Genomic DNA, 12,558 nt, shown 5'->3' with positions numbered 1-12,558 from the left:
ACTTTGAAAAAAGGCTAAGGAGAAGCAGTTCAGTAAAAATCCCTTGCGGTTAATGCTGAGTTAAGAGTATAACAGAAAACAGAACTAACTATTCATAAGGAATAATTCTAATGACTCAATTAGCAAATGTAAAATCCAGTCTGAATGACTTTGAATTACGAGATGGCATTTATTTTCCTAGTGACTATGAACAATTGAATAATACTCAACATAAAAAAACATGGGACGCAATTGGTAAAACATATTATGGTTCCCAAAAAATTGAAAAAGTTGCAGATACATCGCCCATCAAACAAGATTACACTCTGCTAACTGGCACGCCTGGAGGTACTTGGAACAAATTTCCGTTGAATAAATCTGTTGATTCTATTCTGGAGATTGGTTCAGGTTATGGTCGCGCACCTTTACATCTCTCAAAAGCTAAAAATCTGAGATGCAAAAAATATTATGGAATTGATATTTCTGAACCTTTATTGCGGCGGTTAATCAAAGTTAAACAAGAATATAATTTTTTTCCAGAAGCTGAATTTAACTTGATTTGCGATTCTGCTGAAATATTGCCCTTAGAAGATAATTCTATAGATTTGGTAATTTCTAACTGCGTCTTTATGCATATACCGGATGCACAATTAAGAAATTTGTTGGCTGATATATCTCGCATACTCAAACCTGGTGGAATTTTTGTTTTCAATCATTCCTTTCACAACAAGTCTTGTCCTTCTCATATTATCCATAATTTTATCAGAAGGCTGAACCCATTTGTAAGAAACCCAGTTTATCTCAAGCAATATTCAGCCGCTGAAATTAATGAAATGTTAGCGACTGCTGGCATCCAAACGAAGTCTCCACAATACATTGTCGAACCAACGGAAGAATATGCAATTTTGCCGGAAACTATTAAAGGAATTCCAGTGCCCTTTGCTAATGCTATTAACAGAAGTCTTAAACCATCAGATGCTTTAAAAGAAACTTTGGCTTATGGTTTTAGTGCCTACAGCACTCAACTAGACTAATTACAGACCACGCCCTACGGGCACAGCATTGCTGTGCCCCTACAACAGATTTTTGAAAAAGCTTACCAGATAGACTTTTTGAAGCTTGATCAACCTTATTGCTCGATTATGCCTTCAATAGCTCATCAAAAAGTTCAACAATTTCTTGAAGCTGCTGATTAAGATATTCTTTTAGATATGTTTGATAAGTTGTATTCCAGCTATTTTGAGAACCTTCTCTCTCTAGGTTTTGATACCATTTTTTAACTTATGGTAAAAGCCAGTCAAATACCTCTGGGTCTTTATCCTGTAAAATACTGAGTGTTCTGCAAAGACTAGCTTTTTTGATAAGTCCAGCTTTTTTTCCTATATCTTTGAGTAGCTAATAGACTCTTTAGGTGATGCCTTTGTATGCAAGAAGTATTCCACTTGACTATTGCTAATCACCTCAATAATTTGAGTCCATTTAGTAATCAGTTTATCACGGGTTGTTTCAATTTGTTTATCACTTTCAGTTTGAGACATTATGTACCTTATTTCACCACCAAAGAGTGTTGAGCAGTTGTAACTACAAAATAAGCTACCAGTTTTTAATGATTCCAGCTTCAGTGATCTTACCCCTGTTTTGATTTGTGAGAATTGCAAGCCATAGATCCCCGACTTCTTTGAGAAGTCGGGGATCTTGTTTCTTACGAATGATTCAGATTGCTATATTTGTGATCTAATTTACCAACTTTTAGCAAAATATTGAGATTAAAGTTGGTAAATTAGGGATTAATTAAGCTAATTCTTCCCCAGACAACTATGCCATTGGATTTATCGCCTCTTTGGATATCACTCAAAACTTCATTACTTGCTACATTTATCACCTTCTTCTTGGGTATCGCTGCTGCCTACTGGATGCTGGGATATCGTGGCAAAGGCAAATCGTTGATTGAGGGTATCTTTATTGCGCCCCTGATCTTACCACCCACGGTTGTCGGTTTCTTGTTGCTGCTATTTTTTGGCAAAAATGGACCTGTAGGGAAACTCATGCAGGCTTTTGACTTCAGCATCGTCTTTACTTGGTATGGTGCAGCGATCGCAGCTATGGTAGTTTCTTTTCCGTTGATGTATAAAACTGCATTGGGAGCCTTTGAACAAATAGATGGTAATTTGCTGCGAGTAGCTAGAACCCTTGGTGCAAATGAAACCACAATCTTTTGGCGTATCACTTTACCCCTAGCACTACCCGGCATTGTAGCTGCCACAATGCTTGCTTTTGCCCGTGCTTTGGGAGAATTCGGTGCAACGTTGATGCTGGCTGGTAACATTCCAGGAGTTACGCAGACAATTCCAATGGCGATTTATTTTGCTGTGGAAGCGGGAGCAATGAATGAGGCTTGGTTTTGGGCGATCGCAATTATGGTGATTTCTCTATCTGGAATTATTGCAGTCAACTTCTGGCAAGAATTGAGGGAAAAGAGGAGGGGAGCAAGGAGCAGGGAGCAGGGAGCGGGGGGAGAAAATCTTTATACCCTGCAATCTAGCTTTGAATCTGGTGGATTGTTTGTCAATATTGAAAAAATACTTCCTAGCTTTCATTTAAAAGTTGCTTTCACTACTGATGAGCAACCCTTGGGATTGTTAGGGGGTTCTGGAGCAGGTAAGAGCATGATTTTGCGTTGCCTTGCGGGAATAGAAACGCCTACAATCGGGCGGATAGTTTTAAATGGTAGAGTCCTGTTTGACTCGGAACAAGGAATTAATTTACCCAGTCGCGATCGCCGCATCGGTTTTTTAGTGCAGAATTACGCTCTCTTTCCGCACATGAGTGTGGCGCAAAACATCGCTTTCGGCTTGCCTAAAAAACTATCTGCTGGGAGTATTCGAGTGCAGGTAGAGGAGCAATTATTAGCGATGCAGTTGCAGGGATTAGGCGATCGCTATCCACACCAACTTTCTGGGGGTCAACAACAACGGGTAGCCTTAGCAAGAGCATTAGCGAGTCAACCGGAAGCATTGCTTTTGGATGAGCCGTTTTCAGCACTTGACACTCATCTACGTAGTCAATTAGAGGAGCAAATGACAGAAACTCTAGCTGGCTACCAAGGTGTAACTCTATTTGTCACCCATAATATGGAAGAAGCTTATCGGATTTGCCCGAATCTGTTGGTATTGGAGCATGGTAGAGCCGTTCATTGTGGCAGCAAACATGATATTTTCCAGCATCCAGCTACTGTGAGTGTCGCCCAACTTACCGGATGTAAAAATTTCTCCCGCATTGTTCTCCAGTCATCACAACAGGTAGAAGCGACTGATTGGGGTTGTACTCTTCAAGTTGTTGAACCAGCCAAGAGCGAATTATCCCACATCGGCATTCGTGCCCATCAGTTAATTTTTACCAACGACTCTTCACAGGAAAATACTTTTCCCTGTTGGCTAGTACGAACAAGTGAAACGCCCCATAGAATGACGTTGTTTCTCAAACTACATTCTGCTGGCAAAAATTCTCAAGATTACCATCTGCAAGCTGAAGTCTTCAAAGAAAAATGGGCGACGATGAAAGACCAACCTTTTCCTTGGTATGTGCGTTTAGATCCTCTGCGCTTGATTTTGATGGAGTGAACGCAGAGATATACATCGCAATCCCAATTCCACAAACACAACTAATATGGTGTACCGTCATGCGGCGTTGCATAAATGCGGGATGAATCAAGTAAATATTGGTATTTAATTATACTTTAAATCCTAAAGTAATAATCTAACAGAGTATTTAAATATCTACTGATTTGGAATAGCATAGTGTTTTTCGGTGTAGTCTTGCTAGATAATGACGTAAACGCGTATTCTCACCCTCCACCCTAGTCATGTAAGTTTTACTGACGATATGGTCTCCTGGCTCGATAAAACAGGGATAAACTTTCCAACCATCTGTCACATAGAAATAACACTGCCAACAGGAAACAATCTTCCATAATAATTCAAATGTTTTCCCGCTGCGTAGGCTTTGCCCGCCGTTGGCGAAGCCTCTCGTAGACAAGGCATCGCCTATGACCCAAGCCAAAATCCCCTCTCGAAAGTGATTTATTGCTGTCCACAACCAAACTTTGTTTTTTTTGACCGGACAAAGGTTTCCAGTTCATCTAATTCCCCAACTTCTGGTATGTCCGTCGTTGGTGGTGCATTGGGTATTTTTTCACCAATTTGTTTGAGCCAATAAATTACAGTTGTATGATCAACTCCTTTGTCACGCTCAATGGCTCGAAATCCCATGCCATTAACGTATGCCCTTAAACATTCTTGCTTGATTTCATCTGAGTACCCTTTTGGCGGGCTGTAAACATCGATAAATTGACGACCACATTTTACACAAATGTGATTTTGTTTACCCCTTCGTTTACCATTTTTTCTAACCTCAGTAGACTCGCAGTATGGACATTGCATAGCAGAACATTTCTATTCATCCCTCTATTATGCAACGCCCGTCATGCTTCCAGAGTTTGGATTTGATTGGAGTTTGAGTAAGCGCTCGCTCGCTGTTTGTAATGTCTCAGGTCTTTTGCTAAAGCAAAATCTGATCAATGAATGTCCTTTTTCTGGTTGGCTGAAAAAGCTGGAACCAGGAACTACGGCAACACCAATATTTTTAATTAGATGATAAGTGAATTCAACATCAGTTTTGTAGCCAAATTTGGAAATATCTGCAAGAACGTAATAAGCTCCTTTGGGGACGAAATAGGGAATGCCAACCTGATCTAGAATCTGTAAAATCCTGTCTCGCTTCTGGTGATAAAGTTTGGCTAGTTCTTGATAATAGGATGGTGGCAGTTGCATGGCGGTAACTCCGGCTCGTTGCAATGGTGCAGGAGCGCCAACGGTCAAAAAGTCATGGACTTTGCGAATCGCTCCTGTCAATTCGGGGTTTGCCAAAATGTAGCCGACTCGCCATCCGGTAACGCTGTAAGTTTTGGATAGACCGTTAATCGTAACGGTGCGTTCTTCCATTCCGGGAAGGGTGGCTAGAGCGATATGTTGAGTGCCATCATAGAGAATATGTTCGTAAATTTCGTCTGTGAACGCTAACACATCCCACTTTTGACAAAGTTCAGCAATTAGGGTGAGTTCTTCACGAGTGAAGACTTTACCTGTGGGGTTGTGGGGTGTGTTGATAATAATAGCTTTGGTATTGGCATTGAAAGCTTGACGCAACTGTGCTTCATCAAATGTCCAATCGGGGGGATGCAGTGTCACGTACCGGGGTTTAGCACCAGCTAAAATCGCATCAGGGCCGTAGTTTTCGTAATATGGCTCAAATACAATCACTTCATCCCCAGGATCGACTGTCGCTAGCATCACAGCTGCCATTGCTTCTGTGGAACCGCAGGTAACGGTGATTTGGGTTTCGGGATCGATATCTAAACCGAGATACCAACGAACTTTGTTGGCGATCGCATGACGAAATGGGCGATCGCCCCAAGTAATGGCATACTGGTTGACATCTGCCTCTATTGCTTCGTAAGCTGCCTGTTTCAACTCTAAGGGACAGGGAAAATCGGGGAACCCCTGCGCCAGATTCACTGCACCATGTTGCAGTGCTACCCGGGTCATTTCCCGAATCACTGACTCTCTAAACTGGTCTGCCTTCGCTGATATTTTTTGGCGCTGCATCTCACTCACCCCTATACCTCCATTGATCTCTATTGCCGTTATCCGGGAATTTCTGTAAACCAAATAAAATTCATAATATCGATAGATTTATCGTAGTATACTCAAATTCCAGATCCAGAGAGAATGCAACCTTATAATCTATATACTTAATTATTGATACTAATAGTCAATTACTGAAGTACTGATCCAGAATCATCATGAAATCTTTGCACCGTCCCGATCTTTATAGCTGGTCTAATTTCAATCCGGCAAGAAATATTGATTTCAATGGGATTGCCTGGATTCGCCCAGATGGCAACATCTTGATTGACCCAGTAGCGCTATCAAACCATGATTGGAATCATCTGAAATCCCTCGGTGGTGTAGTTTGGATTGTGCTGACAAATTCCGAGCATGTCAGGGCAAGTAAAGAAATTGCCGATCAAACTTATGCTAAGATAGCTGGCCCTCTGGCAGAAAAAGACACTTTCCCCATACCTTGCGATCGCTGGCTGTCTGATGGAGAAGAATTTGTACCAGGACTTAAGGTGATTGAACTCCAAGGCTCGAAAACTCCCGGTGAATTGGCTCTGTTACTGGAGGAGACGACTTTGATTACAGGAGATTTAGTCAGGGCACGCAAAGCAGGTAGCTTAACTATATTGCCAGATGACAAGCTGCTGAATCGAGAGAAGGCTGTTGCTTCTGTTCGCAGGCTGGCTCAACTGAGTCGGATAGAAGCAGTGCTGGTGGGGGATGGTTGGCCCGTCTTCCGTGATGGAAGCGATCGCTTACAGGAACTTGCAGCGACGCTGTAAATGGGTGGGGGCGATCATCGGTTTAAATGTTGGGGAAGTTGAGGCAATATTTTCTGCCTAAGAGACTATTGCTAAAACTTCTCCAATTCTTTAGAGAATGCCTGCTTTGATTGATGGAATTATGTTATGTTGATTGTTGCTTCTAAGTATTTTTGCTCCTAATACCGGAAAATTGAGAAATAAAAGCGACAATTTTTCTAAAAATAGTAATAATTTACACAAATTAAATGAGAGTTCATATTCATAAAGATTGGACTTTTATAGAAGCAGCTAAGGCATCTTGGACATACAGAGGTGGAGGTATCCAAGGAGAAGAGGCTGAGGCTGCCCTATCCGTTGTCGCAACTGGCGTTAATAACTTGACTCACTAGCTAAATCAAGAGGGAAAGAATGAACAGTCGCCGCGTTGTCATTATTGGCGCTGGATTCGGTGGGTTGCAAGCTGCCCAATCTTTAGCTGATTATGGTGCAGATGTATTGTTAATTGATCGCAACAATTATCACACCTTTGTACCGTTGTTATATCAGGTTGCGACAGGTCAATTGGAACCAGAATACATTGCTTACCCAATCCGGACAATATTACGGCGATTCTCTTTCCTACGGAATAAGCCTAAGGTTAAATTTTTGATGGCTGAGGTTGAGCAAATTGATTTTTCAAGGCAAACTGTTGAAACAGATAGTTGTGTAATCACTTATGACTTTCTGGTGCTTGCAACTGGAAGCCGAACCCAGTTTTTCGGAGTTCCTGGAGCTTTAGAATATGCTTTCTCGATGAGAACGCTAGAAGAAGCAATAGCAATCCGAAATCACATTTTCTCTTGTTTTGAGCGAGCTATCCAGGAATCTGATTCATCACGACGCCAACAACTGCTGACGTTTACGATCGTTGGCGGTGGGCCAACCGGTGTTGAGGTGGTAGGTGCTTTCGCTGAAATGCTTCGAGGTCACTTGCGTCGAGATTATCGGATACTTTTCAAGGAAGTGAAGTTGATTCTCGTGCAATCTGGCGATCGCTTGTTGGCCGATCTGCCAAAGAAGTTGGGAACTTACACTTACAAACGATTACATCAGCTAGGAGTGAAGGTTTATCTACAAACAAAAGTGATTAGAGTGACTTTTGAATCTTTACATCTGCAAAACCATAAAGTAATTTCAACTGCAACCGTGATTTGGACTGCGGGGTTAGAGGCAAACTCTCCCACAATATCTGAGAAGGTATCTTTGGCAAATAAAGGAAAATTACTTGTTCATCCCACCTTACAATTGTTAGAGCAACCCAATGTTTATGCGATTGGGGATCTGGCCTATGTAGAACAGAACGGTAAACCATTAACTGGGGTTGCACCAGAAGCGGTTCAGCAGGGTATTACTGTAGCCCGAAATATTCAGCGGGAATTTCGAGGTAAATCACCAAAGCCCTTTAGCTATTTCAACAAGGGAAGATTAGCGATTATTGGCTGTTATTCAGGTGTGGGAAAAATTGGTGCATTTGCCTTTACAGGATGCTTGGCTTGGCTGATGTGGCTAGGAGTTCATTTAATATATCTTCCTGGCTACCGCAGTCGTTTACTAGTATTACTTACTTGGCTTTACACTTACTTATTACGCGATCGCTCAGTTCACTTAATTCTGTCAGTGAAAGAACGTTAGCTCTCAAAAGCGCCAAATATTTCCAAATTCCTGCAATTGAAATCAACCACCGTTGACGTACCATAGTTGGAGTTCAGGCAATGACTGAAAATAGAACCTACATTAGTCTCAAACCAAAAGATGTTGCGATTGCCTATTTGTTGCTGCGAATTCTCATCGGTGTGAATTACTTTAATCACGGATTCACTCGCATTTTTAACATCCCTGGATTCGTTGAAGAGACTGTCAAAGAACTAGCAGATTCTTATTTCCCAGAATTTCTAGTGAGAATCAATTCTTACCTAGTGCCCCCTGTAGAGTTAATTGTGGGCGTGTTAATCACACTTGGGTTAGCAACCAGAAGCGCTTTGATTATCACCTTTGCCCTGATGATAATTCTGAAGTTAGGGGTGACATCGATACAAAACTGGGGTGCAGCTACCTCCATGCTTTCTTACGGGATTGTGCTGTTTATTTTGCTTGCAGGCAACAGCTTTAATATTTACTCGCTCGATCACTGGAGAAAAAAGAGACAAAACCTTGCAGACTCAGGAGCGGATCGTGAACAAGGTAGGGTCAACTTCTTTAAGAATAACTTTTGGATAAAACGTCGGCTACAGCATCGTTTACCCAATCATACTACTTTCAGATAAAGAAATATTCCTAAAGTGGAATGTCACTTACTTAAGCAAAACTTATTACCGAAGGGATAGTTGGCCCTTTTTCCGCGATGGAAGCGATCGCTTACAGGAACTTGCAGCGACGCTGTAAATGTCTGGGTTGCACAGATATCTGTGCAACCCAACAGAAGATTGTGGTTCAAATAAATGAAAAAGGCTACAAAAAGAATTGTAATCTGAATATTACAGGCTGATGCAAGTTAAAACAGCTAATAATAGCACCTGAATTTGACTCTGTTTAATTATCAGGGGCAAAGCGCGATTCTCCTGTGAAAAGGCTGCGCGATCGCGTGCAGAATATTTACAGTGTTGCCTAAAATTATGGATAATTCCCCAGTGGTCGCTCAAGCAGATGCATCCTTACCAAATTATACTCAGGAAAATATACATCTAGTGGAGTCAGCAGTTGGATCGAATTCACCACCGCAGGAAAAGGTAGGAACTGACTTTGACTCTCGCATGATGCTGCGGTGTTTGGAACTTGCTCGCCGCGCTTTAGGACGGACTTCACCAAATCCGTTAGTCGGAGCGGTGATTGTCAAGGATGGCGAGATTGTCGGCGAAGGGTTTCATCCTCGTGCAGGTGAGCCTCATGCAGAAGTGTTTGCCTTGCAAGCAGCAGGCGATCGCTCTCGTGGTGCAACAATCTATGTGTCACTTGAACCTTGCAATCATTACGGACGGACTCCCCCTTGTTCGGAAGGCTTGATCCAAGCAGGGGTGGCAAAAGTAGTAGTGGGTATGGTTGATCCCAATCCACTGGTAGCTGGAGGTGGGATTGCCCGTTTACGTGCGGCGGGGATCGAAGTGTTGGTAGGAGTAGAGGAAGAAGCTTGTCATCAGCTAAATGAAGCTTTTGTGCATCGCATTCTCTACAAACGACCTTTGGGAATTTTAAAATATGCCATGACTTTAGATGGCAAAATTGCTACTACCTCCGGTCACAGCGCCTGGGTGACAAGCCAAGAGGCCCGTACTGAAGTACATCAACTCCGGGCGGCAAGTGATGCAATAATTGTCGGCGGGAATACAGTCCGACAGGATAATCCTTATTTAACCAGCCATCAAGTGGAGGCACATAATCCCCTGCGGGTGGTGATGAGTCGCCATCTTAACTTACCGGAAAATGCCCATCTGTGGCAAACTGCGGATGCTCCAACTTTGGTGTTGACAGAGGAGGGTGCTAACCCCGATTTCCAAGAACTGTTGCGAAAACTTGGGGTGGAGGTGGTGGAATTAACATCACTTACACCAGATAAAGCTATGGCGTACTTATATGAGCGCGGTTTTTGTAGCGTCTTGTGGGAATGTGGTGGGACTTTAGCTGCTAGTGCGATTGCTCAAGGAGCAGTGCAAAAAGTTCTAGCATTTATCGCCCCAAAAATCATTGGTGGTAATATTGCTCCCACACCTGTGGGCGATTTAGGTTTTACTACCATGACTGAGGCGTTGTCTCTAGAACGTGTTCGTTGGCGTGTAGTAGGGTCTGACTGCTTAGTAGAAGGTTATTTTCCCCAAAAAGCCAATAGTCAATAGTAATAACACTTGACTATCAATTAATTCGTCGTGATTTTGCTATCATGAACACTGACGTTCATGGGCAATATCACGGATAAGGGCTAGCCGAGATTGAATGTAGTGGCACAGAAAATCAGTTTCGTTAGAATCTAACAACACTTGCGTTTCGGTTTGTTTCACTAACCACTGCACCAAGCTAGCATCATCCAGTTGCAAGAGGAGCTTGGCTTGGGCAGTTTCAACCACTGACCAAAGCTGACGCATAATCGTAGGAGTCATCAGACCTCAATTGAATAATTAGCTTTGTTGTTTTCAGATTACACAATTTTGATCGTACTTGACGACATAAATGTAGAAGCTGAGACAAGTATTATCAAAAACTTAATAATGATATTTATAACTTTATGAAGATTAAGAATTTAAAACTCAATTTGAAAAATGGGGATTGGGGATTGAGGCATGGGAAAGACAGATTTTCGTGGATTTAGTCGCAAATCCGAGAAAACAAATCCACTAAATTCTAAAAACTGGTTTTTTGTGTTTGGGAAGACCGAAATTATGTTGATTGTAGCCCAAGAAAGCCAGTTTTTTCAGGACTATATTGAATACTAAATCTGTCTTATAGAATACAAAGCCCTGCGATCGCCATTTTACTGTCAAATAACACATTCCGATTCATCCTACTTTCCTAATCCAGAATTACTTCTTCTGCTGTTGAGCCACGATCTTTGATCCAATGAAGGCTGCATCCTCTGCAACACCCAACAGAAGGCCTGACTTCACGGTGTGCAGCCAAGGTAGACCTAGTAAGTAAAGTCCCGGATAATTTGTGAGACCACGCTTGTGAATCGGATAGCCATCACTATCCAAGACCGACAAGTGAACTAAGCTGAAATCGAACTTGTAGCCCATAGCCCAAATCACGCTAGTGACACCGATGGATTTTAAGTCCAACTCTAAAATTTCTTCCATGTCATAGCCATCGCGCAAATTAAGCAGGTTCTCTTTGGGGATATCTAGCCCGTTTTTCTCGATATAGTCGTCAATATCTTTGAGCAAATCGCTCTCAAACTTATCCGCTTTGGCCAGATTTTCCTTAAGATCCGCAGCTAATGTAATCTTGCCGTCATGTAGACCTTGAATCCGACCTAACAGCACTACCCCATCTCGCGCAAATTGGTGCAGGTTGAGAGTATGACCGCCACCTTTACCAGATAAATGCGGATTTCCTTTAAACTTAGCTTTCGGGGAGGGTAGCTTATCTACTGTCCGCTCATAAGACCCCATCTTATCTATCCACCAGGTGATATCTTTGCCCCGATACCGACGAGGTATCCGACCAGCACTGCTGACGCACAAATACACTTTGATTCCGCTCTGATAAAGCTCCTCGGCAATCTGACAGCCCGATTGTCCACTACCCACCACTAGCACCGCACCAACTGGTAGCGCCTCTGGATTGCGGTATTCGCTGGAATGAAGTTGCTTTATCTCTGCTGGAAAAGTGATGCTGAAAGATGGAATTTTAGGGCGCTGGAATAGACCAGTAGCTACTACCACATTGGTCGCTGAGAACATTCCACTGCTGGTCTTGACAATATAGCCTGCTTTTGGAGAATTTTGTTCTACTGCTGTGACTTGGATGCCATAATGCACAGGTAGGTTGAAGCGCTCCACATATCGCTCCAAGTAAGTTACGATTTCGTCACGGGTCATGAAACCATCTGGCTCGTCGCCTTGATATTCTGCTCCTGGTAGTCGAATCTGCCAATTGGGGGTCACGAGGGTGAACGAGTCCCAACGCTGATTGCGCCAAGCATTACTCGCTTGAGGTGATTGCTCAAGGACAATATGTTGACAAGCTTTCTGGGTCAAGTAGTAGCTAATCGAAAGCCCAGCTTGTCCACCTCCGATAATGACCGTTTCTATGTATTCACTCATGGACAATTTTTCCGTCAGCAGGCAATTATCTCAAAATTCATAGTAACGATGTGTCTGGCCATTCCATTACGGTCCCCAAACTGTCCCGCCTAATGGGACGCGGCATCCGCGCGAGTCCGTTTAGGATCTGAAGGGGTTGGGAATGGCGATCGGTCGCATACCAATATCGGCGAACAGCCTTGCACGCTGGTAGTCCGGCACTTCCGGCTGAGTCCAACCAGACGGCGGCAGGTTCCTCGACTGCGTTGGCTCACCGAGCATGGCGACGCTGCGCTCAAAGCCGGCCGGCGTGTAGAGGTTCAACAGGCGGGCGCTCTCGCTGTTTATGCGGAAGGCGTGGACGGTTCC

General features: G+C 43.0%; 11 protein-coding genes and 2 pseudogenes. 7 read left to right on the top strand and 6 right to left on the bottom strand.

Features of this window, described 5'->3' with window-relative positions; all coding sequences use genetic code 11:
• Positions 1 to 110 precede the first annotated feature (110 nt).
• Positions 111 to 1,013, top strand: a complete 903-nt coding sequence (locus V7K40_RS27575) for a class I SAM-dependent methyltransferase (protein WP_334965421.1) — start codon at positions 111 to 113, stop codon at positions 1,011 to 1,013.
• 345 nt (positions 1,014 to 1,358) lie between these two features.
• Here the strand turns inward: V7K40_RS27575 and V7K40_RS27570 are convergent, their stop codons facing one another.
• The gene (locus tag V7K40_RS27570; protein ID WP_334965419.1) at positions 1,359 to 1,517 is read right to left on the bottom strand and encodes a hypothetical protein; all 159 of its coding nucleotides are present in this window, start codon (positions 1,515 to 1,517) and stop codon (positions 1,359 to 1,361) included.
• A 279-nt stretch (positions 1,518 to 1,796) separates the two neighbouring features.
• On the opposite strand from V7K40_RS27570, the gene modB reads away from it, so the two are divergent.
• Positions 1,797 to 3,599 (top strand): molybdate ABC transporter permease subunit, encoded by a 1,803-nt coding sequence (gene modB, locus V7K40_RS27565; RefSeq protein WP_334965417.1) that lies wholly within the window; start codon positions 1,797 to 1,799, stop codon positions 3,597 to 3,599.
• A gap of 123 nt (positions 3,600 to 3,722) precedes the next feature.
• Here modB and V7K40_RS27560 read toward each other — a convergent pair.
• Together V7K40_RS27560 and V7K40_RS27555 are read right to left on the bottom strand one after the other, a co-directional pair.
• Positions 3,723 to 4,418, bottom strand: a pseudogene (locus V7K40_RS27560) (IS1 family transposase).
• 27 nt (positions 4,419 to 4,445) lie between these two features.
• Positions 4,446 to 5,642 carry an aminotransferase class I/II-fold pyridoxal phosphate-dependent enzyme gene (locus V7K40_RS27555; RefSeq protein ID WP_334965415.1) on the bottom strand — a complete coding sequence of 399 codons (1,197 nt, stop codon included), beginning with the start codon at positions 5,640 to 5,642 and terminating at the stop codon, positions 4,446 to 4,448.
• A 197-nt stretch (positions 5,643 to 5,839) separates the two neighbouring features.
• Between V7K40_RS27555 and V7K40_RS27550 the strand changes: the two genes are divergently transcribed.
• The 5 genes from V7K40_RS27550 to ribD all read left to right on the top strand — a co-directional run bounded on the left by V7K40_RS27550 (position 5,840) and on the right by ribD (position 10,287).
• Entirely contained in the window at positions 5,840 to 6,439 is a 600-nt protein-coding gene (locus V7K40_RS27550; protein WP_298905977.1) for an MBL fold metallo-hydrolase, read from the top strand.
• 227 nt (positions 6,440 to 6,666) lie between these two features.
• The gene (locus tag V7K40_RS27545; protein ID WP_334965412.1) at positions 6,667 to 6,810 is read left to right on the top strand and encodes a hypothetical protein; all 144 of its coding nucleotides are present in this window, start codon (positions 6,667 to 6,669) and stop codon (positions 6,808 to 6,810) included.
• 19 nt (positions 6,811 to 6,829) lie between these two features.
• A complete protein-coding gene (locus tag V7K40_RS27540) occupies positions 6,830 to 8,092 on the top strand; it encodes an NAD(P)/FAD-dependent oxidoreductase (protein ID WP_334965410.1) in 1,263 nt (420 codons plus the stop codon).
• Between the two features lie 80 nt (positions 8,093 to 8,172).
• Entirely contained in the window at positions 8,173 to 8,724 is a 552-nt protein-coding gene (locus tag V7K40_RS27535) for a DoxX family protein (protein ID WP_334965408.1), read from the top strand.
• 348 nt (positions 8,725 to 9,072) lie between these two features.
• Positions 9,073 to 10,287 (top strand): bifunctional diaminohydroxyphosphoribosylaminopyrimidine deaminase/5-amino-6-(5-phosphoribosylamino)uracil reductase RibD, encoded by a 1,215-nt coding sequence (gene ribD, locus V7K40_RS27530; protein ID WP_334965455.1) that lies wholly within the window; start codon positions 9,073 to 9,075, stop codon positions 10,285 to 10,287.
• A gap of 42 nt (positions 10,288 to 10,329) precedes the next feature.
• Here the strand turns inward: ribD and V7K40_RS27525 are convergent, their stop codons facing one another.
• The 3 genes and pseudogenes from V7K40_RS27525 to V7K40_RS27515 form a co-directional block, all read right to left on the bottom strand.
• A complete protein-coding gene (locus V7K40_RS27525; RefSeq protein WP_163937100.1) occupies positions 10,330 to 10,548 on the bottom strand; it encodes a hypothetical protein in 219 nt (72 codons plus the stop codon).
• A 420-nt stretch (positions 10,549 to 10,968) separates the two neighbouring features.
• Positions 10,969 to 12,210: an NAD(P)-binding domain-containing protein gene (locus V7K40_RS27520; protein ID WP_334965406.1), complete on the bottom strand. Its 1,242-nt coding sequence runs from the start codon at positions 12,208 to 12,210 to the stop codon at positions 10,969 to 10,971.
• Positions 12,211 to 12,330: 120 nt separating this feature from the next.
• Positions 12,331 to 12,558, bottom strand: a pseudogene (locus V7K40_RS27515) (hypothetical protein); the annotation flags it as partial.

The organism is Nostoc sp., from assembly GCF_036917195.1.
GTDB lineage: Bacteria > Cyanobacteriota > Cyanobacteriia > Cyanobacteriales > Nostocaceae > Nostoc.
The sequence above is the reverse complement of the archived record's forward strand: the minus strand, read 5'-3'. Positions and strand labels throughout refer to the sequence as shown.

Coding starts and splice junctions, on each gene's coding strand:
- V7K40_RS27575 (WP_334965421.1), top strand. CDS start 111: ATGACTCAATTAGCAAATGTAAAATCCAGTCTGAATGACTTTGAATTA.
- V7K40_RS27570 (WP_334965419.1), bottom strand. CDS start 1,517: ATGTCTCAAACTGAAAGTGATAAACAAATTGAAACAACCCGTGATAAA.
- modB (WP_334965417.1), top strand. CDS start 1,797: ATGCCATTGGATTTATCGCCTCTTTGGATATCACTCAAAACTTCATTA.
- V7K40_RS27555 (WP_334965415.1), bottom strand. CDS start 5,642: ATGCAGCGCCAAAAAATATCAGCGAAGGCAGACCAGTTTAGAGAGTCA.
- V7K40_RS27550 (WP_298905977.1), top strand. CDS start 5,840: ATGAAATCTTTGCACCGTCCCGATCTTTATAGCTGGTCTAATTTCAAT.
- V7K40_RS27545 (WP_334965412.1), top strand. CDS start 6,667: ATGAGAGTTCATATTCATAAAGATTGGACTTTTATAGAAGCAGCTAAG.
- V7K40_RS27540 (WP_334965410.1), top strand. CDS start 6,830: ATGAACAGTCGCCGCGTTGTCATTATTGGCGCTGGATTCGGTGGGTTG.
- V7K40_RS27535 (WP_334965408.1), top strand. CDS start 8,173: ATGACTGAAAATAGAACCTACATTAGTCTCAAACCAAAAGATGTTGCG.
- ribD (WP_334965455.1), top strand. CDS start 9,073: ATGGATAATTCCCCAGTGGTCGCTCAAGCAGATGCATCCTTACCAAAT.
- V7K40_RS27525 (WP_163937100.1), bottom strand. CDS start 10,548: ATGACTCCTACGATTATGCGTCAGCTTTGGTCAGTGGTTGAAACTGCC.
- V7K40_RS27520 (WP_334965406.1), bottom strand. CDS start 12,210: ATGAGTGAATACATAGAAACGGTCATTATCGGAGGTGGACAAGCTGGG.